Here is a 20,881-nt window from a genome sequence, read left to right on the forward strand (position 1 = left end):
GAGAAGACAGTGGAACAGCAGCTTGATCGAGCGCCATGTGGATATTTGATATTGGATCATGAATTGCGCATCGTGGAAATGAATAAAACCTTGCAGCTCATGACAGGTGCGCAACAACCAAAGCACATGCATGATTTATTGACAGTCGCTTCACGGGTTTACTTCCAGACCTACTTTACTCCTTCCATCAAAATGCATGGCACTGTAAACGAAATGTTTTTGACATTGAAAAGCGAGACGGGTTCCCTGCCTGTCTTGATGAATACGATAGAACGCGACGGCTCCTACGAATGTGCATTGATTCAAATGAGTGTCCGCGGGGAGTATGAAAAGGAATTGCTGCTGGCAAAGCGCAATGCTGAAAAGGTCAACCGTGAGACGGCCGAAGCATACGAAAAGCTGAAAACAGTAATGAATGAAGTGGAATGCAAACAGCAAGAATTGATGGACCTTAATTTCAAACTGCAGCAACTGGCTACAACAGATCCGTTGACGGGATTGAAAAATCGCCGTTATCTGACCGAACAATTGGAAGAACTCTTGCTTCAGGCTGAAACTGGCCGGGAAGTGGCCTTGTTGGTCATAGATATTGACCATTTCAAGAAGGTTAATGATTCACATGGCCATCAGATGGGCGACGCGGTTTTGCAGGAACTGGCTTGGCGTTTGGAAGCGGAAACCGGATCCGCTGATATCGTGGCTCGGCTCGGCGGTGAAGAATTCGTGGTGGTCATGCCAAACGCTGGACTGAAGGACGGGCTGGCCATGGGCAATGCATTATGCAAGCATATGGAAACAGCTGACTGGCTGCATGTCCCTATCACTGTCAGCATCGGTGCTGCGGTTTATGTGGCTGGAGAAGGAATGGATAGCTTGCTGTCACGGGCGGACGAATTTCTTTACAAAGCCAAAGCCAAGGGCAGAAATTGTGTGGTTGGAGACGAATGAAAAATTGCTTTGGCTCTCCAATTTCCATCCAGCTAAATCAATAAAATAAAACCCTTACATTCTTTGGAGCAAAGGCTATAATAGGCATATATAAATGTCTTCGTCTTTGGGGGGATTCCGATGGAAAAAGATATTCAATTGTTGGGTGGACGGGTAAGCGAGGATAAGGAATTAATTGCTCAATTGGTCCATGAAGAAGTGGTGAAAAATGTTCCGGCAGCACAGCTTGAAACGAACAAAGCCTTTATCGAAACTGTCACTAAGACCCGGATCCATTTTGTGGAACTGATCGGAGAGTCGATCAGCAATAGCTGCGACGTTCGAAAGGTCTATGCAGATATTCAAGAGTGGGGAGAAGAGACGGGAAACTTCTTTCTTGAAACCGGAAGATCGCTGGAAGATGCGTTGGCGGAAACGTCTCTTTACCGCAAACATATCGGAACCGTCATCAAGACAGAAGCGGTCCATAAAAAGATGGAGCTGCAGCTTCTCTTTGATGTCATGGAATTTTTCCATTCCTTGTTGGACCATGCGGCATACTCATATACACAAGCCTATACAGCATCGTACCAGCGGAAACTGAAATCAGCCAGGAAGGAATTTCTGGAGCTTTCAGCCCCCGTCGTGCCGGTCAGTGACCACATCGCAGTGTTGCCTTTAGTGGGGAATATTGAAATTGACCGCGCCCGTTATATTCTGGAGAAAACACTGTTGGCCGCGAATCAGTTGAAAATCAGCGTGCTGATTGTGGATTTATCAGGAGTGGTGCGCGTGGATGCGATGGTAGCTGAACAAATCATCAAAATCATCCAGTCGTTGAAATTGGTTGGTGTCCGCTCGATTTTAACCGGAATCCGTCCCGAAATCGCTACAACGTTAACTGAGATCGGAGTTGACTTGAAAGTGCTGGAGGTCGGCGGCAGCTTGAAGCGGGTTTTGGAACAAATGAAAGTCAATTGATGAAAAAACGCTGAAGCTCTGGGCTTCAGCGTTTTTTATCTTGTATCAGTTAGTGACGGCTTCGGAATGGACGTCAGGCAATGCCTTACGCAAGGTGATGGTTTCTTCTTCGGTCAATGGAATCATCGGCAAGCGCACGCCGCCGACTTGAACACCAGTCAGCGTAAGTGCCGCTTTGACCGGAGACGGGTTTGGCGCAGCGAACAATGCTTTCATTGTCGGCAATAATCTGCGGTGGATAGCCGCCGCGGTCTTTACATCTCCTGTTTTAAAGCTGGTAATCATGTCCTGCATATCGTTGCCGATGATATGCGCGGAAACTGAGACAATGCCGGTGCCGCCGATTGACAGCATTGGAATTGTTAAACTATCGTCTCCACTGTAAACAGAAAATGTATCCGCTGTTTTTTCGATGATTTCTGCAGCTGCGTCCAAGTCTCCACTCGCTTCTTTAACAGAAACGATATTGTCGATCTTGGACAGGCGAATGATCGTTTCCGGAGATAGATTGACCACGCTGCGTCCTGGAATATTGTAGAGCATGACCGGCAGGCTTGTAGACGCGGCAATCGCCTGGAAATGCTGGAACATGCCTTCCTGTGAAGGTTTGTTATAGTATGGTGTGACCAGCATGATGCCATCAACGCCCGTTTCTTCTGCTTGTTTTGTCAAGGAGATGGAAGCGCGTGTATTATTGGAACCTGTTCCTGCAATGACTGGAATCCGTCCGGCTACTGTATGGACGGTAAACTGGAACAATTCAACTTTTTCCTCTGCCGTTAAAGTCGGAGATTCTCCGGTTGTCCCTGCGACGACCAGGCCGTCTGAACCGTTTGCTATCAAATGCTCTATCAATTGTTGTGTTGCCGGAAAATCAATGTCTCCATGTTGATCGAATGGCGTCACCATTGCTGTAATTACTTGGCCAAAATTCATAAAGAACACACCCTTTTCTAATTTTTGTCGTAGCTTAGAGGTGAGGGGCCTAGTCAGGAATAAACAAAAAAGCAGCAACGAGGGACTCGTTGCTGCAGTAGAAACAATGTTTACCAATCGTTCCTGTGCATCAGATAGCCCTCCATATAGTTCCCTATATGACAGTCCTGCATTTATTGAATGCAGACCCAGCGCACGGAAACATGAGATTTCCGCCACTTCGGCAAATCCCCCTTTCGGCAAACGTCAACGGAGCTCATACTCCTCGTTTTGCGTACTGATGGTTTTTGCGCCTCTATCCTACTCCATAAAAGCTGGAGCAAGAAATATTGAATTAGCTGTACTATAACAAATTCCACTATTAATTGCAAGGTCATCAGAGTAAAATTTTATACCGAAGGAGTGATTTGGGATGAAAGAGCAGGAATACGACCGCCGGTTGAATATCACAACCAGTGGAAATCAGCGGGGCTTTACGGATTCCCTTCACCACAACCGTTATGAGCCGACTCCTTACAAATTGCTGGACAGGTTGTTCGAAAACTACAGCCTGTCTCCCGGTGGCCGTCTGGTGGATGTGGGCTGTGGCAAAGGGCGGTTGAATTTTTATGCTCACCATGTATTCGGTGCAGAAACCGCTGGAATCGAAATGAATCCCGTATTTTATGAAGAGGCCCTTGAAAATAAAAAACAGTATGTGAAAAAGCATAAAAACGCTGAGCAGAAGGTGACGTTCTATAACTGCCTTGCACAGGATTACCCAATAACGGCACGGGACACTGTATTTTATTTTTTTAATCCATTTTCTGTCCAGATATTCATTGCATTTATCAATGAAATCATACGGTCTGCCGAGATAAGTCCAAGGACAATCGAGGTGATCTTATTTTTTGCTTCACAGGATTACAGTGATTTTTTGGAGACACGTACCGTTTTTGAATTGGCAAAAGAAATTCAGCTGCCTGGTTTCGATAAAGATCTCCGGGAACGTTTTTTAATCTACCGTTTGCATGAAGTGGATTAGAACACGCGTTGCAACGGGTATGGGTAAACAAAAAGCATTTTGAAACGAGGGAGTCCTATGGAGTGGAAAGGCAGAAAAGCCAGTAGAAATGTAGAAGACCGAAGAGGCAAAGGCGGTGCAATGGTGGCAGGCGGCGGAATCGGCGGTATTCTGATTGTGCTGCTTGTAGCGTTTTTAGGTGGCGATCCGGGTGTCATCCTGGACCAATTGGGAGGCTCAGGTGGAACAACGTCAAACCAGCCTTATGAAGCAACACAGGAAGAAGAGGAATTGGCTGAATTCGTTTCAGTTGTCCTCGCGGATACCGAAGAAGTTTGGACAGAAGTTTTTGCCGAGGAAGGCATGGAATATGTGGAACCGACATTGGTGCTGTATACCGGAAGTGTTGAATCCGCTTGCGGGACGGCAGGTGCAGCAGTCGGACCGTTCTATTGCCCAGGCGACTACAAGCTCTACATTGATTTGAGTTTCTACAATGAATTGCAGACCCAGTTCCAGGCGCCGGGTGATTTTGCCATGGCTTATGTAGTGGCGCATGAAGTTGGGCACCATGTCCAGAATTTGCTAGGTGTTATGGAAGAAGTGCAGCCTCTGCGCAATCAATTGAGTGAAGAAGAATACAATAAATTACAGGTTCGCCTGGAGTTGCAGGCGGATTATCTGTCAGGTGTCTGGGCGCATCATGCGCAAGGCATGGGCTATTTGGAAGAAGGGGACTTGGAGGAAGCGCTGACAGCGGCGAGTGCGGTGGGGGATGATACTATTCAGCAGCGTTCACGCGGTTATGTAGTGCCGGAGAGCTTTACCCATGGGAGTTCAGAGCAACGGAAGCGCTGGTTCTACAAAGGCTTCCAAGCCGGCAACCTGAAAGAAGGCGACACTTTTAATGCCACTGATTTATGACCCGGACCTTCTTTTAGTAGAAATCCAAGGGTGCGGCATTGATATTTTCGCTATTGTAATCCATTATAAAGAATAGACAGTCTTTTCATTTGTATATGGAAAGAAATTCAGTTCTATAAAGGAAGTACAACATGACGCAAGATAATATTACTCGCATAGAATATGAAGGAAAAGAATTGATTTTGATTGGGACTGCACACGTATCGAAAGTGAGTGCAGAGCAAGTGAAAGAAGTTATTGAAACGGAGCAGCCTGATTCGGTGTGCATCGAATTGGATGCGCAGCGCTATGAATCGGTCATGCAAGGCAGCAAGTGGAAAGAGACCGATATCTTCAAAGTCATCAAAGACAAGAAAGCCAGTCTGCTCTTGATGAATTTGGCGATTTCCTCGTTTCAGAACCGCCTAGCAGATCAGTTCGGCATCAAGCCTGGCCAGGAAATGATCCAGGGGATCGCTTCCGCTAAAGAAGCCGGAGCGGAACTTGTGCTGGCAGACCGCAATATCCAAGTAACATTTTCACGCATCTGGGGGAATATCGGTTTCATGGGCAAGGCCCAGCTATTAACTTCGGTTTTCTTCAGCATTTTCAGCAAAGAAACCATCTCTGAAGAAGACTTGGAGAAGATGAAGTCACAAGATACCTTAAATGCAGTCATGAACGATTTCACCCAGTCTTTCCCTAAACTGAAAGAGCCATTGATCGATGAACGCGACCAGTATCTGGCGCAGAAGATCAAAGAAGCGCCGGGTAAAAAAATTGTGGCGGTTCTTGGTGCTGCCCATATTCCTGGGATTGTAAAAGAAGTCCACAATGAACACGATTTGGCGGAATTATCGAAAGTTCCTCCAAAATCAAAATGGCCAAAAGTCATCGGCTGGGCCATTCCGTTGGCGCTGGTGGCGATGATTGCCATCACCTTCATGAATAACCCGGCAGCAGGAATCGACCAGACCGTCAGTTGGATTTTGTGGACGGCATGCCTTGGGGCAATCGGCGCCGCTGCTGCATTTGGACACCCATTTGCCATCTTGACAGCGTTTGTGGGCGGCCCAATTGGCGCACTCCATCCACTACTGGCGGCCGGCTGGTTTTCGGGATTAGCTCAAGCTTATGTCCGCCGGCCGAATGTCGGCGATTTTCAAACCTTATCCAAAGATGTTTTCACTCTGAAAGGATTTTGGGATAATAAAGTCACGCGGGTTCTGCTGGTCGTTGTACTGACCAATTTGGGGACTGCAGCCGGCAATGTCATCGGTGGCCTTGATGTTATCCGCCTATTCTTCCAGAATCTATAACAGAAATTTTCAGGCAGCCTATATGGCTGTCTTTTTTTATGAAAAGGAGATGTTTATTCTGCAAAATGGGGTATAGATAAAGTGAGAGATTGATGACGACAGGGAGGCGTGTTGTGGTGGGCTTCTTTTTGGTTGGGATTGTATTGTGGTCTTTGGTCATTGCGTCGATTGTGCTGGTGATTATCGGTCTCTGGAAAAGGTCTTGGAAAGCCATCGCGTGGAGCGGAATTGCTTTGCTTCCACCCATGTTGCTCATCTTTATGGGCGGAGAAGGAATCTGGTTCCGTTTATGTATTTTGCTGCCGCTGGTCTTGTTGATCGCCGCTTTTTTGATGAAACAGCAAAAAATACAAAGCTTGTAGAACCGGATGGAAACTCATCCGGTTTTTCTATGCTTTTTACTGGTCTTTTCAAATACATAGTTATACAATAGTTATACAAAAAGCAGAGGAGCCTCGCCCATGAATTATATTTTAGAACGCAGCAAACTTTTTATTTTTCTGATTTTGATTTTCTCTATTATAGGGGCATACACGTTTCTGACTTTGCCGCAACGTGAAATTCCAGAAACACCCCCTAGCCTGGTTTTGGTCTCGACGATTCTGCCGGGTGCAGGACCGGAGGAAGTGGAAACATCGATAACCAATCCACTGGAGCGTGAAATTCAGAAAGTGGATGGCATTGCATCAATGCAGTCTGTTTCTTCGAATTCCGCTTCTATCATCACCTTGGAATTGGAGGATGGTGAGAATCCCGATGAGCTGATTAACAGCATTCAGCAGCAGGCGAGCAATGCAACAGCGGGATTCCCTGATACCGCTCAGGAGACATCGGTTGAGAAATTGGACCTGACTTTCCCGTTGGTGTCGTATATGTTCTACGGGGATGAAGAAGAGTTGGCTGATATGGACAATGCTTTATCCGATTTATCGGAAAGAGTGGAGGCTGTCTCTGGAGTTGCTGGAACCACAGTGAAAGGCCTGGACACGCAACAGGTTCTTGTTGAACTGAACAGCGAAGAACTGGCTGCCAACAATCTTCAGCCATTTGAAGTACTCGAATCGCTTCAGCAGGCGAACCAGCCGCTGTCGCTCGGTACACATGACAATGGCAACGAACAGGTCAGCTTGACTGTGCAGCGAAGCGAAGGCATCGAAAAGCTGGAGCAGCTGCAGGTGGGTGCCGCCGCCGTCCCTTTGGCTGATGTTGCGGCGATTGAAATGGTAGATCAGGAAACTACCGATATCGTTACATTTGAAGGGGAACAGGCCATTTCCTACACCGTTTTCCTGCAGACTGAGCAGGATGTTCCTTCTGTAGATGAAAATGTATCTGAAATCATTGAAGCTTTTGCAGAAGATCTGCCAGCTGGAGTTCAGGCTGAAAAATACGAATCCCAAGCGGATAATGTCAATACGATTTTTGACAGCTTGTATGTTTCTTTGGGGATTGCTGTATTGGCTGTTTTGATTGTCACAACGGCAGGCCTTACCTTGTACGGCGCATTAGCCGTTGCTTTGACAGTGCTTGCTTCCGTGCTGATCGGCATGATTCCAATTCCGTTCATGGGCGTCGATTTGAATCAGATCTCGGTCATCGGCCTAATTATCGCTATCGGTATTTTGGTGGATGACAGCATAGTGGTCAACGACAATATCCAGCGGCGCTATAAACTGGGTGATTCTGCACTGGATGGAGCCGTAACAGGTGTGCGGGAAGTATACCCATCGATCATTTCTTCCAGTTTGGCAATCGTTGTGACATTTTCGCCGTTGCTGCTGTTATCTGGTGGAAATGGTGCGTTCATCAAAGCGTTGCCGAGTATTCTGATTACGACAATTATCGCTTCGACGGTGCTGTCAATCACATTGGTGCCGATGATGCAATACTTGAAGACGAAACGAAAAGCGAAGAAAATTTCGGATACTCCCGGATTTTTAGGAAAGCCGCTTGAGAAAATTGCGTTGTTTTATTCGAATAAAGTTCTGCGTGGCGTATTAAAACGCCCGCTTCTGGTAGGCCTCGGCGGCTTGCTGGTTGCAACAGGCCTGTTGTCGCTTGCGCTCTTTACGCCGTTTGAATTTTTCCCGGCCGCAGACCGTGAAGAAGTGACGATGGATGTCCGCCTTGCAGAAGGCACGACCATTGAAGAAACCGATGCCTTCCTTGCGGATTTGACGGAACAGGTCATTGCCGAAGATGAGCATGTTGCTGAAACAGCTGTCTTTGCCGGTGAAGGCTTGCCGAACTTGTTCTCGGCCTCAATGGACAATACAGGCAGCAACACAGGCCAAGTGGCGTTCCGCATCGACCGGGAAAATACGACAGCTGCTGATTTCATCAATAAATGGCAGCCGGAGCTGCGTGAACGTTTCCCGGAAGCTGAAATCTTCCTGGATACGATTGTACAGGGTCCGCCAGTCGGCGCTCCTGTCACTGTAGATATTAAAGGTGAAGACATTGAAGAATTAGAGTCGCTTCGTGACAGGCTGGAAGGACAGCTACTTGAAAACGGCGCGGACATCGTTACCGATAACCTTGGGGAACCGGTGCCGGCTATAGAATACGTGCCGAACCAGGATGCGCTGCAGACCAACAACATAGCTCTCAGCACAGTGACGAATCAGCTGCAGCTTTTGACGCAGGGTGTACCGCTCTACACGATTTATGATGGCCAAGTGCCATACGAAGTTTTCCTGAAACAGTCAGGCATTGAAGATGGAGAGCCAATCGATTTGTCTCAGTTCGATGTCCCTTCACTTAGTGAACAGGGACCGCCGCAATTGATTCCGATGGATCAATTGTTGACGGCTGAAGAAACCGAAACATTAGCACAGATTCCGCATCAACAGGCGGATCGTTCGATTACGCTTCGTGCATTCGGCGAAGTCGACGACTTTGAAAACAAAATGCTGGATGTCGTGGATGCAGAACGTAAATCCTTGCCGGAGGGTTATGAACTGTCTACCGGCGGAGAAAACTCGGATCAGGAAGCTTTCTTTGCTGAAATCGGCGTGTTGTTCCTGGTTGTGCTCCTGCTGGTTTACCTGGTCATTGCGTTCCAGTTCAAATCGTTCAGTTTGCCATTCCTTGTTTTGATCGCGGTGTATCTAGGGATTTCGGGTGCGATCCTGGGCTTGTTCCTGACACAAACGCCGCTCAGCTTCCTGGGAGTTATGGGAATCGTTTCCCTGACGGGGATTGTTGTGCGTAACGCGGTTGTTCTGATCGACTTTGTAGAAGCGCGCCGCTTGTCGGGCGACTTCGACATCAAAGAAGCCATTATCGAATCAGGATATGCCCGCATCAAGCCGATTCTTCTGACATCGATTACGTCGATTATTGCACTCGTGCCGGTCGCGTTGTCGGGAGATCCTCTATTTGAACCGTTGGCCGTCACGATTATTGCCGGATTGGCATTCTCAAGCTTGTTCACTTTAGTGATGATTCCATCGCTTTACTTGGTGTTCTATCGCGTGAACCGCAGAAGAAATGGTGTAACCGAATAATTAAGGACTGCGTGGCCTTCGGGCTGCGCAGTTTTATTTTTATTCGGGAATAATTGAAAAGCGAGCGGGTAAGCAAAGGAGTAAAGGGGGAGCGGGAGATGGCCGAAATCCAAGAAAAGAAAACCGGAGCAGGTATGGCAAAAGGGCCTTTCCTGGCAGTGCTGATGGCTGGTGTCTTTGTGGCCATACTGAATCAAACTTTGCTGGCGACCGCTTTGCCGCATATCATGGACGATTTGAGCATTTCCGCCAACACGGCGCAGTGGCTGACCACTGTTTTTATGCTGGTCAACGGCGTCATGATTCCAATCACCGCTTTTCTGATCGGAAAATTCTCCACACGCAATCTGTTTTTTGTCGCAATGGGTCTATTTGCGGCGGGTACGATTATTTGTGCATTTGCGCCCGGCTTTGCGCTTCTGATGGTCGGGCGGATTGTTCAGGCAGCTGGCGCAGGCATCATGATGCCGCTGACACAGACCGTGCTGTTCATTGTTTTTCCTGTGGAAAAGCGGGGGCAGGCGATGGGCTTGTTCGGATTGATCATCTCTTTTGCCCCGGCGATTGGACCGACGCTGTCTGGGTGGATTGTGGGGCAATATCCATGGCGTGCCTTGTTTTACATCGTCATCCCGATTGCGTTGCTGGACTTGGTGTTGGCGTATTTTTTTCTTAAAAATGTCACTAAGCAAACCTACCCGACGCTGGATCTTCTGTCGATTGTCTTGTCGACAATGGGATTTGGCGGAATTCTGTACGGTTTCTCCAGTGCGGGTTCGCTTGGATGGGGAAGTCCTGCAGTAGGCGCCTCCATTGTTGTGGGTATTGTTTCGCTGCTGTTCTTTATCCGCCGCCAGTTCCGGCTGGATCAGCCAATTCTGGAATTCCGGGTATTTTCCTACAGCATTTTCACATTATCCACTATTTTAAGTGTCATCGTTTTTATTTCGATGATCGGAAGCGCCACGATCCTGCCAATCTATATGCAGAACATGCATGGCTTTACAGCGCTTGAATCGGGGCTGATGCTGTTGCCGGGGGCTATCATCATGGGATTGATGAATCCCATCACCGGCAGAGTCTTTGATAAAGTCGGTGGAAAGTGGTTGGCGATAGTCGGCTTATCGATTGTCACTGTTTCAACTTTCCAGTTCACGGTGCTGACGGCGACCACTTCTTTCTTGTACTTGACCGTTATGCACGCGATCCGCATGTTCGGCGTTTCCATGGTGATGATGCCGGTGACGACGGCAGGCCTAAACCAATTGCCGGAGCGGCTGATTCCGCATGGCACGGCCATGAGCAATACCATGAGGCAAGTGTCCGGATCCATCGGGACGGCGCTTTTAGTGACCATCATGACCGGCACTGCCTTGGATCCTGAAGAATATGGCGTGCAAGGATTGATACGCGGTGTCAATATTTCGTTTATCGTTGTTGGTATTTTAAGTGCTATTGGTGTGTTTTTAGCGTTTTTTCTACGGAAAACCGGGGCTGGAACAGAAGAAGAAAAACTGCAGGAATGATGGGGAGGCGCATGGCGATAAAGCCGCCTATGAATGCGTTATCATTTTGTCACACGATAGCCATTTACTTCTCTCTTTAGATTTGGTAAGATGTCTGACGACAGTGGAGTTAAACAAATAATTTGCTTAATTTTCTGATAAAAAATATACCGATGAGGTGAAGTTGTGAATTTATTGTGGGGCATCTTTGGCGTATTCATTGTTCTCGGAATCGCCTTCCTATTATCAAGCGGCAAGAAGTCTATCAAGCCACGGACAATTCTCGGCGGATTAGCCATCCAAATCACATTTGCATTTATGGTGCTGGAATGGGATTTCGGAAGAAAAATGTTATTGGGTCTTTCGAATCTAGTCCAGAACGTCATCAACTATGCAGGTGAAGGGATCGCCTTCGTGTTCGGCCCAGCAGCTGACACCGAAGGATTTGGTTTCGTTTTTGCTTTCCAAGTATTGACGATCATTATTTTCTTCTCTTCTTTAATTTCAGTCCTTTATTACCTTGGTATTATGCAAATCATCATCAAACTTCTGGGAGGCGCGTTATCGAAGCTTCTTGGAACGAGTAAAGCGGAATCGATTTCAGCTGCGGCCAACATTTTCGTCGGCCAGACGGAAGCGCCGCTTGTTGTACGTCCGTTCATCGCGGGAATGACTAAATCTGAGTTGTTCGCAGTGATGACCGGTGGACTGGCATCTGTTGCCGGTTCAACCTTAGCGGGTTATGCGCTACTCGGCGTACCGCTTGAATATTTATTGGCAGCAAGCTTCATGGCTGCACCAGCCGGTTTGATCATGGCTAAAATGATGATGCCGGAAACAGAGGAAGTCGAAGAAAAAGACTTCGTTATGGAAAAAGACCAGACTTCGGTCAACGTGGTGGATGCTGCAGCACGTGGTGCATCTGACGGACTTCAATTGGCGTTGAATGTTGGTGCCATGCTTCTTGCATTCATCGCATTAATCGCTTTATTGAATGGAGTACTCGGCGGAATCAGTGGGATCTTCGGCTTTGAAGGCTTGACTATCCAAGCTATTTTGGGTGTCATCTTCGCGCCGCTTGCCTGGGCCATCGGTGTACCTTGGGCAGAAGCTGTCCAAGCTGGTAGCTTCATCGGACAAAAATTGGTGCTCAACGAATTCGTTGCGTACACGGCGTTTGCTCCTGAAATTGCTGACTTGTCACCAAAAACGGTTATCGTTGTCAGCTTTGCGCTTTGTGGGTTCGCTAACTTGAGTTCACTCGCAATTCTTCTTGGCGGACTTGGTGCAATGGCGCCAAGCCGCCGTCCGGATATCGCCCGCCTCGGCATTCGCGCCGTTGCGGCAGGTATGCTTGCATCATTATTGAGCGCAGCTATTGCCGGGATGTTCGTCTAAACTTCAAACTATAAGGGCCTGCAGCTATTGCAGGTCCTTTTTATGTGGTTTTCGTGCTTTTCGCTTGCGGAAAGCGGGCATTTTGGGTGTTTTAATGGTGGGACTGGCTGAAGAAGCTTTGAAACAAGGCGCATCCATCTTTATGCACGCTTAATCAAAAATACGCACGCATCGAATCATCAAAATAAAAACGCCAAAAGAGCCTCTCACATCAGTGAGAGGCTCTATCGCATTATTCCCGCAAATGGTACGAGCAGGCTTTTGATTCTCCAATTCTTTCTAAATTGAGCTGGCCCAGCAATCTTGTGGCTACTGCTCGAGACCCGAATCCACAAAAATCCCGAAGCTTTCGATTGGTGATCTCCAGCTCGACGAAAGTGAAGTATTCCTGGATCGCCAAATAGTGTGCGGAGGGATCGCGCAAACTGCATCTGCTGCAGATCCAGCTGCGCTTATCCCGCTGCATCGATAGGGATTTGCATTGCAGGCAATAAACGCCAGGCTGCAAATCTTTTGGGTCGATAAAATAGTAAGCGCATAAAGGGGATGATTTATAAGGGGTTTGATTAGCCAAAATCATTTTTTTGATCTTTGATAATTTAATACTTTCGGCTTCGTGGGGGAAAGCCTGCAGTATCTTCAGGAGATATTCGATCATTTGATAGGTTTTGCAGATAGAGGCGCGGTGCGGCTTGGACGCGAATTCGCAATCTTTGGCAGTAAAGACGATTAGCCCGGATACCGGCAGATTGATTTTTTTCATCTGGAAGAACTGTTTCAGAAAACGGATATGCTTATTCAACTGAACTCGAGGGTCTTCCATGATGGTTTTTTCTCCAGCCGGATTAATGCGGAAAAATTCGCCCGTCTTTTCATCAAAATAGAGCTGGCCATTGATGTTTTTGGACTCGATGATGATTGCGCAGCGCTCAGTGAGCAGCAGGCCATCCATCTGAACGGACCAGGTGCCGATTTTCAGGCTGACATCCCAAAGAATCTGGAATTCTTCATCCGAATAGAACTCGCAAAACTTTTTCTGCAGGCGGCTTTCTCCTCTCATTCCGGCAGTGGTCCAGTGGAGTTCCCGTTCAAGAAACGGTCGCTGTGGGTGTTGGTCTTTGAGTCTCGCGAGCAACATTTCCAATGCTTGTTCCCGTGGCAATAAATCAATTTGTTTTCTTATAGTAACTCCTCCTTTTCTAAATTAAAAAAAGTATAGCATTCCTGGGTATTGTCTCGCTATCTTATTCTCAAATCCGGTGAAAAAACCAGAATACCGGCTTTTCGCAGGCGAAAAGCGATTAACGTAAGCAGTTCTTCATCTTGTGCACGTTCAGTGAATAATACGCACGCTTAAAGAAATTTACGCACGTCCAAACAGAAATACGCACAGTCAGGCTATCTTACGCACGCTCACTCTAAAATACGCACGCTCATGCTTCAAGCCATGGCACAACAGCTCTAGTCTACAGCCGATCTTCATCAAGCACATCCCCTTGACAGCGCTATCTTTTTGGATTACACTCCTATCTTGGCTTACCTATTTCGATAGGCAGAGCGGGTAGGGAGAGGGCTAATTTAATAGAAGGTTAGAACTATGTTTAATTGGATGGACCGATATTTCGGTCTTCAGGAAAGTGGGACTACGGTCAAACGGGAAATGATGGCAGGACTGGTCGGCTTTTTTACGGTCGTGTACATTATTGCTGTCAATTCGCTGATCTTGTCTGAAGCGGGCATGCCGATTGAAGCAGCAATTGTCGCGACGATTGCGGCGTCAGTCTTCGGCTGTTTGATCATGGGCTTTTGGGGAAACGCGCCGATTTTGCTGGTGCCTGGTATGGGAATCAACGCGTTATTCTCCTATACGATGGTTCAGTCGATGGGCTTGTCATGGCAGGAAGCGCTGGCTGTCGTATTTGTTTCTGGTGTAATCTTTGTGGCAGTGGCATTCACTCGTTTTGCCAAAATGTTGAGTGCAGCAGTGCCTCATTCGCTGAAAGAAGCGATTACGGTCGGACTGGGTTTATTCCTTATGCTGATTGGCCTTGAAAAAGGAGGAATCGTGGAGCGCGGGACGAGTTCAATTCTGGCACTCGGTTCGCTTGCAGAAGCACAGGTGCTGGCGACAGTGCTGACGTTCCTCATTGCGATTGTGCTGTTCATCCGCAATGTACCGGGAAATTTCCTGATTACAATTGTGGCAGGGACGGCGATTGCATCGTTTTTCGGCCTCATCGACTTCAGCGGCCTGAACGAGTCCTCAATCACTGCAGCAGAAGCTTTCGAGGTGTTTGGTGCATTGTCTTTCGGCAATATCCTGTCGATGACGTTTTGGGTGGCGGTGTTCTCGCTGACGATGGTGCTGGTGTTTGAAAACATCGGGCTTGTCCATGGGCAAGTGGCATTCATCGAGCGTCCGGAGAAATTCGGCCGTGCATTTCAAGCGACTTCGGTGTCTGCAATGACTTCCGGTATTTTTGGCACAAGCCCGACCGTGGCAACGGTTGAAAGTGCAGCCGGTATGACTGCAGGTGGCCGGACAGGCTTGACGACGATTACAGCCGGTTTGTTGTTTCTGGTCGCGTCGTTCTTCATTCCGGTCATTAAATTGATCCCGGACAGCGCCATTGCACCGATTCTGATCATTATTGGCGGACTGATGCTGCAAAACATCAAGAACCTGGATCTGGCGGATATGACCGAGAGTTTCCCGGCGTTGCTGATTGTGGCATTGATTCCGTTTACGTACAGCATTGCAGACGGCATCGCTTTCGGATTCATCTTGTATCCGATTTTGAAAATTGCAACCGGCAGATGGCGTGAAGTTTCACCGACCCTGTTTGTCATTGCCGGCTTATTCCTGGCGAATTTCGTGTTTCATTATGTAAGCTGAGGCTATTAAACAAGTAACGCACTTGCAGAGGCAAGTGCGTTTTTTCTTGCGGCGGTGTACAATAAAGAGAAGAAGATCCAAAAGGAGCGGATAAAATGAAATACACCAAATCCAAAATGGAACAGTTGGTCAGCGATCATCCGGAATTAAAAAAGCGGTTGAAAGTGTTGATGAAGGAAATGGAATTGGAGAAAGGCTTTGCGTTAAAGGCTCTTTACCATTCAGAAGTGACGGACAACGGACCTTATCAGAAGGATTATCAGGACCTGGACTGGGAATAAAGTTATAAAAAAACTATACAAAAACGCCCTCAATTCAATAATTGAGGGCGTTTTTGACTGCCTTAAAAATTTTGTTCATCCAGCCATTGCTGCCATACTTTCAAATCGCTGCCCAAATACCAGCGGTTGCCTTCAACTTGTTCGCAATCGACCCCTTGCCCTCCAAGAATGAAATGGAGTTCAGGTTTGGCGATGGCCAACGCATCAATGTATTCATTGGCTGTTTTCAACAACTTAGGCGAAGCGATGGACATACAAACCATTTTAAAGTTTTGTTTAGCGACCATTTCTTCCAAACCGTCAAGCGGTGTATCCGGTCCGATATAGATGACAGGATAGCCATTTTCCCGCAGGAATAACGTGAATAACAACAGCCCGAGCTGATGCTGCTCGCCGCTTGGGCTGAGTGCCATCACCTTCGGCAAATTCGGTGAAATCGGGAAAATCCGGAAAAACTGGTTAAAACGCTGGTGGACAATATGGGTGATCATGTGCTCGTGGGCGACGCTGATGACACCGTCTTCCCAAGCCTCTCCGATGCGCACCATCAACGGGGCAATAATATAAAAAAAGACTGTTTGGTGATGGAATAAGGAAAAATGCAAATCCAATAAATAATTGAAGCGTTCGGTATCCATCTCGGCCGCAGCCTGGAAAAGTTGTTCTATTTGTTCATCGTATTCCAAAGCTTCCCGTTTCGGAAGTTCTTTATTGGGGACGATGAATTTTTTGCGTGAAGCATGAAGCTGTTTGACGGCTTCGCTGATTTTCATGCCGTTTTCCTGCACTTGTATTTTGAGCCATTTCAAATCTTCCAGATTTTGATCCGAGTACAAGCGATGACCGGATTCTGTTCGTGCAGGAGTGATCGCTTCGTAGCGCGTTTCCCAGGAACGAATCGTCACTTTCGGCATATCTAAGATTTTGGCAGCTGCTTTAATGTTATACATAGCATTACCTTCATTCTATAGATTTTGTGGTTGGTGTTGTACAAATATTATACAACGTATAAACAGATGCGTAAAGTTCTAGCCGTTATCCTACAAAAAGAAAAAACGGGCTCTCCTAAGAGAACCCGCAGCATTATTCATTAAAGAGCTTCAGAAGCTTTAACGGCACGTGAACGTTGCCACGCCACAGTGATGAACATGGTGATGATCAGCATAATTAATCCTAGAATGAAAGGATAGATGATGTTGATGTCATAAAGGACGCCGGCCAACAACGGCCCGATCACATTCCCGATGCTCATATACGCATTGTTCATGCCCATGGCAAAGCCGACTTCACCGTCAGCCATTTTCGAAATCAAGGTGTTGAGGACAGGGCGCAGGATGGACGTAGCCATAAAGATGATCAATGAAACGGCGAAGAACATAACGTAACTTCCCGCAAACAAGGACATCAGGAAACCGAAGGCTGCGACACCGAGAAAAGAAACCAGAATGGCAACTTCACCGTAACGGCGGACAATGCGGTCAACGATAAACAATTGCACAATAACGCTGACGACTCCCGTTGCAGTAATCATAAAGGCGATGTCTTTAGCAGTTGAATTGAATTGGTTATCCAAGTACAGGCCAACTACTGACTCGTAAGCCAGCAAGCCAAAGCTCATGACGAGCGTAATGATCAATGGGATAAAGTACGGCATCTTGGTAGAGCGGCCGATTTTTGTGAACATGGATTCTTCATCCGTTAAAGTAGCGGCCAGTACAGGATTAGCGTCTGTCGCATCCTGTTCTTTCAGCCAGATGACAGAAAAGAGAACCGCGCCTAAAGAGACCAATGCTGAAACAAGGAAAGGCAATTTCAGGCCATAATCCGCAAGGAAGCCGCCGATTCCGGGACCTACCACAATTCCCAGTGACATTGCAGCAGAAACGAGGCTTGTGCCTTTAGCACGCTGGTCAAAAGTCGTAATATCAGCGATATAAGCAAAAATTGCAGGAATCAGCATAGCTGCTCCCACGCCGCCGATGACGCGTGACAAATACAATACCCAAATGGCATCAGAAGCATAAAAAACGAACATGGAGATGGTTAAACCAAGAAGCCCATAAATGATCATTTTCCGGCGTCCGTATTGGTCGGCCCATTTTCCGGCAATTGGCGAGAAGACGAATTGGGCAGCCGCAAAAATGGCGATCATCAAGCCTGCAGCCATGCCGCCTTGATTAATCGATTCCAGATAAGAAGGCAGGATTGGAATGACAATCCCAAAGCTCGCGATGGCGATGAACATATTGATCATCAAGATAAAAATTTTCTTTTTTTGGTCTGGAGACATGACAAGTACCCTCTTTTCTTCTATATATTGTTACGAAGTTTTTTTCTTCAGCTTTTTTATATTATTTGAGCTTCCACTTCTTGTCAAAGGAACAGACTTGAATTTTTTACCGCTTTATAACCTTGTAAGTAAACAGAATCTCTAGACTGGAGCTTCAGCTTCAACAGCATGATTCATTGTCATTAAATAGAGCGTTTTCTATCCCGATGTATGATGGCTGTATCTTCTGAAGAATAGCTATTGAAGAAAGTGAAAGCAGGGGATTGGTTTATTTTCAGATAATAGGGAATAAGGGATACTAAAAGATTGATCAAAATTTGAGACTGCTGAAGGTGATAACTATGGATGAAAAACTTCAACGCATCAAAGCGATCGAATTACAGAATCGCATGGTCACAGCTGAAGAGGCGGCATCTTGGATAAAGGACGGGATGACGCTTGGACTGAGCGGATTTACACGAGCAGGCGACGCCAAGGCCATACCGTATGCATTAGTCCGCCGCGCAGAAACGGAGCAGTTTAAAGTAGATGTCCTCAGCGGAGCTTCACTTGGTTCGGGTGTCGATAAATTATTGGCGGAAGCAGGCATCGTCAATAAGCGGGCACCGTTTCAGGCTGAACCGGTCATGCGGAAAAAAATCAATGAAGGTGAAATGCTGTTTGTCGATCACCATTTGTCCCAGACTGCCGAATGGATCCGTGCGGGCGTCATTGGACCGATTGATTTTGCAGTAATTGAAGCTTTGTCTATAACAGAAGACGGCATGATCATTCCCACGACATCGGTCGGAAACTCATCAGTTTTTGTCGAGCACGCCAAAAACGTCATAATTGAAATCAACCTTTCACAACCGCAATTATTTGAAGGAATACATGATATTTATGAGCCGGGCATGCAAGGGCAGCGATCGCCGATTCCGTTGACAAAAGTCGATGACCGAATTGGCACAATCGGAATTCCAGTCGACCCTGAAAAGGTCCGCGGCATCGTCTTTACGGCGCAGGAAGATTCGCCTTCGACCATTCTGCAGCCGGATGCTGAATCTAAAGTGATGGCCGAGCATCTTTTGGATTTTCTCCGGAAGGAAGTGGCTTCGGGGCGGTTGAGCAACCGGCTTGCACCTTTGCAATCGGGAATTGGTTCAGTAGCGAACGCGGTTCTTCACGGCCTCATAGATTCCGAATTTGATAACCTGGAAGTCTATTCGGAAGTGCTCCAGGATGCAGTGTTCGATTTGATCGATGCTGGGAAAGTGAAGTTTGCTTCTGCATCGTCCATCACGTTGTCCGAAGAAAAGATGAAGAAGGTGTTTGGGGATTTCGGCACATACCGTGACAAGCTTATTTTGAGGCCGCAGGAAATTACCAATCACCCAGGCCTCATTCGCAGGCTTGGGTTGATTTCCATCAACACGGCACTGGAATTCGATATTTACGGCAATGTTAACTCAACACACGTATCCGGTACGAAAATGATGAACGGCATCGGCGGTTCGGGCGATTTTGCCCGCAATGCCCGCTTATCGATCTTTGTCACTAAGTCGACTGCCAAAGGCGGCAGCATCTCGAGTGTTGTGCCTTTCGTATCGCATGTGGACCACACGGAGCATGACGTCGATATCGTTGTGACTGAACAAGGGTACGCCGATTTGCGTGGGCTAGCTCCGCGTGAGCGGGTTCCTTTGATTATTGAGCGCTGCGTCCATCCAACGTATCGGGAGCAGATGCGTTCATATTACGAAGAAGCACTTCTTCGCGGTGGGCAGACGCCTCATGTATTGGAAAAAGCTTTTTCCTGGCATAATCACTTAGCCGCCAACGGCACAATGCATTTATCGGAATAAATAATACGAAACCAGTCCTCCTGCAGGACTGGTTTTTAAAATATTGGATAGACTTTTGATGTATAATCAAAATATTGAGTTGAAACAGGAGGGTTACTATGGAAAGCATTAAGTTGGACGCGCTGTTGGATGTCATTGGGGAATTGTTCTCTGATGAAATTTCAATAGCCGTCACGAACACAAAGGAATACATTTATTACAGGCCAAGCAAACGGGTCGATTTGAAAATAAAACCAGGCGATCCTGTAAAGCCAGGGACGATTGCCCATAAAGCATTGCAGGCAAACCAAAAAACCTCGGAATTTATCAACCGTGAGCTTTTCGGCGTCCCGTACCACGGCATGGCAGTGCCATTTGAGCATGAAGATGTCCTGCAGGGATGCGTCATGGCGATTTACCCAGCATTTACCGAGGGGAAATCAGTGGTTACCGTGAAAAGTCCAGATGGCTGGAAGCCGATTCCTTTTACAGAAGTCAAATACCTGGAAGTGAAAGACCGCAAAACCCATGTCCATGCTGAAGGTTATTCAGGAACCAATAAAAATTCTCTTCAGGAATTTGAATTTTTGCTGCCCCGCGAATCATTTATTCGATGCCACCGGTCATTTATCGTCAATGTCCATCATATAGAAGAAATTTATCCGGATACCCATTCGACATTCGTACTTGCGATGAATAACGGAGAGCGGATTCCCGTCAGCCAATCCTACTCCAGCTATTTCCGGAAGCTTCTTGGATTTTAATGAATAAAAGCAATGGCGTCCCTTAGCGGCGCTTTTTTTTATGCGTGCAGTAAAAGGCTTGAGAACACCAATGTTTAAATTACGGATAATTAAGAAAATATCGTTTTTTAAAGGTCCGATTTGAACCTTTTAATAAAATGCTGCTTCAGACATTCCTTTCTCTGCTTCACGTCATTAAACTCTTTTCCAATCTTCAAAGCTCAATAACCTGTCAAAACAAGTTAAAATTATCTAATAATTAAGTTGTTAATAGATAATGAAAAACTATACCCTTTTTGCAAGAATCGCGATTTTTAACTGAGCGACCGCTCATGAAAACGCTTTATCAATTAAATATTATTAAAAA

At 46.8% G+C, this 20,881-nt stretch carries 17 protein-coding genes and 1 riboswitch; of the genes, 13 read left to right on the forward strand and 4 right to left on the reverse strand.

What is annotated here, in order from left to right:
* The first annotated feature begins 9 nt into the window (after window positions 1–9).
* Together H9630_RS07375 and H9630_RS07380 are read left to right on the forward strand one after the other, a co-directional pair.
* Window positions 10–948 carry a GGDEF domain-containing protein gene (locus tag H9630_RS07375; protein ID WP_191714849.1) on the forward strand — a complete coding sequence of 313 codons (939 nt, stop codon included), beginning with the start codon at window positions 10–12 and terminating at the stop codon, window positions 946–948.
* 120 nt (window positions 949–1,068) lie between these two features.
* Window positions 1,069–1,908 (forward strand): STAS domain-containing protein, encoded by an 840-nt coding sequence (locus H9630_RS07380; RefSeq protein WP_191714850.1) that lies wholly within the window; start codon window positions 1,069–1,071, stop codon window positions 1,906–1,908.
* A gap of 45 nt (window positions 1,909–1,953) precedes the next feature.
* On the opposite strand, the gene dapA is transcribed toward H9630_RS07380, so the two are convergent.
* The gene (dapA, locus tag H9630_RS07385; protein ID WP_191714851.1) at window positions 1,954–2,844 is read right to left on the reverse strand and encodes a 4-hydroxy-tetrahydrodipicolinate synthase; all 891 of its coding nucleotides are present in this window, start codon (window positions 2,842–2,844) and stop codon (window positions 1,954–1,956) included.
* Window positions 2,845–2,971: 127 nt separating this feature from the next.
* Window positions 2,972–3,150: riboswitch (Lysine riboswitch) on the reverse strand.
* Between the two features lie 106 nt (window positions 3,151–3,256).
* Here dapA and H9630_RS07390 point away from each other — a divergent pair.
* The 7 genes from H9630_RS07390 to H9630_RS07420 all read left to right on the forward strand — a co-directional run bounded on the left by H9630_RS07390 (window position 3,257) and on the right by H9630_RS07420 (window position 12,481).
* Window positions 3,257–3,868 carry an SAM-dependent methyltransferase gene (locus H9630_RS07390; protein ID WP_191714852.1) on the forward strand — a complete coding sequence of 204 codons (612 nt, stop codon included), beginning with the start codon at window positions 3,257–3,259 and terminating at the stop codon, window positions 3,866–3,868.
* Between the two features lie 57 nt (window positions 3,869–3,925).
* A complete protein-coding gene (gene ypfJ, locus H9630_RS07395; protein WP_191714853.1) occupies window positions 3,926–4,771 on the forward strand; it encodes a KPN_02809 family neutral zinc metallopeptidase in 846 nt (281 codons plus the stop codon).
* Window positions 4,772–4,902: 131 nt separating this feature from the next.
* Window positions 4,903–6,069 carry a TraB/GumN family protein gene (locus H9630_RS07400; RefSeq protein ID WP_191714854.1) on the forward strand — a complete coding sequence of 389 codons (1,167 nt, stop codon included), beginning with the start codon at window positions 4,903–4,905 and terminating at the stop codon, window positions 6,067–6,069.
* Between the two features lie 92 nt (window positions 6,070–6,161).
* On the forward strand, window positions 6,162–6,431 hold the full coding sequence (locus tag H9630_RS07405) for a hypothetical protein (protein ID WP_225218426.1): 270 nt from the start codon (window positions 6,162–6,164) through the stop codon (window positions 6,429–6,431).
* Between the two features lie 99 nt (window positions 6,432–6,530).
* The gene (locus H9630_RS07410; RefSeq protein WP_191714855.1) at window positions 6,531–9,578 is read left to right on the forward strand and encodes an efflux RND transporter permease subunit; all 3,048 of its coding nucleotides are present in this window, start codon (window positions 6,531–6,533) and stop codon (window positions 9,576–9,578) included.
* Between the two features lie 98 nt (window positions 9,579–9,676).
* The gene (locus H9630_RS07415; RefSeq protein WP_191714856.1) at window positions 9,677–11,104 is read left to right on the forward strand and encodes a DHA2 family efflux MFS transporter permease subunit; all 1,428 of its coding nucleotides are present in this window, start codon (window positions 9,677–9,679) and stop codon (window positions 11,102–11,104) included.
* A gap of 165 nt (window positions 11,105–11,269) precedes the next feature.
* Window positions 11,270–12,481, forward strand: a complete 1,212-nt coding sequence (locus tag H9630_RS07420) for a NupC/NupG family nucleoside CNT transporter (RefSeq protein WP_191714857.1) — start codon at window positions 11,270–11,272, stop codon at window positions 12,479–12,481.
* Between the two features lie 232 nt (window positions 12,482–12,713).
* On the opposite strand, the gene H9630_RS07425 is transcribed toward H9630_RS07420, so the two are convergent.
* Window positions 12,714–13,619: a nuclease-related domain-containing protein gene (locus tag H9630_RS07425; RefSeq protein ID WP_191715090.1), complete on the reverse strand. Its 906-nt coding sequence runs from the start codon at window positions 13,617–13,619 to the stop codon at window positions 12,714–12,716.
* A 459-nt stretch (window positions 13,620–14,078) separates the two neighbouring features.
* Between H9630_RS07425 and H9630_RS07430 the strand changes: the two genes are divergently transcribed.
* Together H9630_RS07430 and H9630_RS07435 are read left to right on the forward strand one after the other, a co-directional pair.
* Entirely contained in the window at window positions 14,079–15,377 is a 1,299-nt protein-coding gene (locus H9630_RS07430) for an NCS2 family permease (RefSeq protein WP_191714858.1), read from the forward strand.
* Window positions 15,378–15,472: 95 nt separating this feature from the next.
* Window positions 15,473–15,658 carry a hypothetical protein gene (locus H9630_RS07435; RefSeq protein ID WP_142826756.1) on the forward strand — a complete coding sequence of 62 codons (186 nt, stop codon included), beginning with the start codon at window positions 15,473–15,475 and terminating at the stop codon, window positions 15,656–15,658.
* A 62-nt stretch (window positions 15,659–15,720) separates the two neighbouring features.
* Here H9630_RS07435 and H9630_RS07440 read toward each other — a convergent pair whose 3' ends face one another.
* Both H9630_RS07440 and H9630_RS07445 read right to left on the reverse strand, forming a co-directional pair.
* Window positions 15,721–16,608, reverse strand: coding sequence for a MerR family transcriptional regulator (locus H9630_RS07440; protein WP_191714859.1), 888 nt, complete (start codon window positions 16,606–16,608; stop codon window positions 15,721–15,723).
* Between the two features lie 140 nt (window positions 16,609–16,748).
* Window positions 16,749–17,948, reverse strand: a complete 1,200-nt coding sequence (locus H9630_RS07445) for an MFS transporter (RefSeq protein ID WP_191714860.1) — start codon at window positions 17,946–17,948, stop codon at window positions 16,749–16,751.
* Window positions 17,949–18,289: 341 nt separating this feature from the next.
* Here H9630_RS07445 and H9630_RS07450 point away from each other — a divergent pair, with 341 nt between their 5' ends.
* Entirely contained in the window at window positions 18,290–19,792 is a 1,503-nt protein-coding gene (locus tag H9630_RS07450) for an acetyl-CoA hydrolase/transferase family protein (protein ID WP_191714861.1), read from the forward strand.
* Window positions 19,793–19,890: 98 nt separating this feature from the next.
* Window positions 19,891–20,535 carry a LytTR family DNA-binding domain-containing protein gene (locus tag H9630_RS07455; protein WP_191714862.1) on the forward strand — a complete coding sequence of 215 codons (645 nt, stop codon included), beginning with the start codon at window positions 19,891–19,893 and terminating at the stop codon, window positions 20,533–20,535.
* The last annotated feature ends 346 nt before the right edge of the window (window positions 20,536–20,881 follow it).

Source organism: Planococcus wigleyi (assembly GCF_014836985.1).
Taxonomy (GTDB): domain Bacteria; phylum Bacillota; class Bacilli; order Bacillales_A; family Planococcaceae; genus Planococcus; species Planococcus notacanthi.

Excerpts from the sequence above, each read along its gene's own strand:
- H9630_RS07380 (WP_191714850.1), top strand. The coding sequence starts at position 1,069 with ATGGAAAAAGATATTCAATTGTTGGGTGGACGGGTAAGCGAGGATAAG.
- dapA (WP_191714851.1), bottom strand. The coding sequence starts at position 2,844 with ATGAATTTTGGCCAAGTAATTACAGCAATGGTGACGCCATTCGATCAA.
- H9630_RS07390 (WP_191714852.1), top strand. The coding sequence starts at position 3,257 with ATGAAAGAGCAGGAATACGACCGCCGGTTGAATATCACAACCAGTGGA.
- ypfJ (WP_191714853.1), top strand. The coding sequence starts at position 3,926 with ATGGAGTGGAAAGGCAGAAAAGCCAGTAGAAATGTAGAAGACCGAAGA.
- H9630_RS07400 (WP_191714854.1), top strand. The coding sequence starts at position 4,903 with ATGACGCAAGATAATATTACTCGCATAGAATATGAAGGAAAAGAATTG.
- H9630_RS07405 (WP_225218426.1), top strand. The coding sequence starts at position 6,162 with ATGACGACAGGGAGGCGTGTTGTGGTGGGCTTCTTTTTGGTTGGGATT.
- H9630_RS07410 (WP_191714855.1), top strand. The coding sequence starts at position 6,531 with ATGAATTATATTTTAGAACGCAGCAAACTTTTTATTTTTCTGATTTTG.
- H9630_RS07415 (WP_191714856.1), top strand. The coding sequence starts at position 9,677 with ATGGCCGAAATCCAAGAAAAGAAAACCGGAGCAGGTATGGCAAAAGGG.
- H9630_RS07425 (WP_191715090.1), bottom strand. The coding sequence starts at position 13,619 with ATGTTGCTCGCGAGACTCAAAGACCAACACCCACAGCGACCGTTTCTT.
- H9630_RS07430 (WP_191714858.1), top strand. The coding sequence starts at position 14,079 with ATGTTTAATTGGATGGACCGATATTTCGGTCTTCAGGAAAGTGGGACT.
- H9630_RS07435 (WP_142826756.1), top strand. The coding sequence starts at position 15,473 with ATGAAATACACCAAATCCAAAATGGAACAGTTGGTCAGCGATCATCCG.
- H9630_RS07440 (WP_191714859.1), bottom strand. The coding sequence starts at position 16,608 with ATGTATAACATTAAAGCAGCTGCCAAAATCTTAGATATGCCGAAAGTG.
- H9630_RS07445 (WP_191714860.1), bottom strand. The coding sequence starts at position 17,948 with ATGTCTCCAGACCAAAAAAAGAAAATTTTTATCTTGATGATCAATATG.
- H9630_RS07450 (WP_191714861.1), top strand. The coding sequence starts at position 18,290 with ATGGATGAAAAACTTCAACGCATCAAAGCGATCGAATTACAGAATCGC.
- H9630_RS07455 (WP_191714862.1), top strand. The coding sequence starts at position 19,891 with ATGGAAAGCATTAAGTTGGACGCGCTGTTGGATGTCATTGGGGAATTG.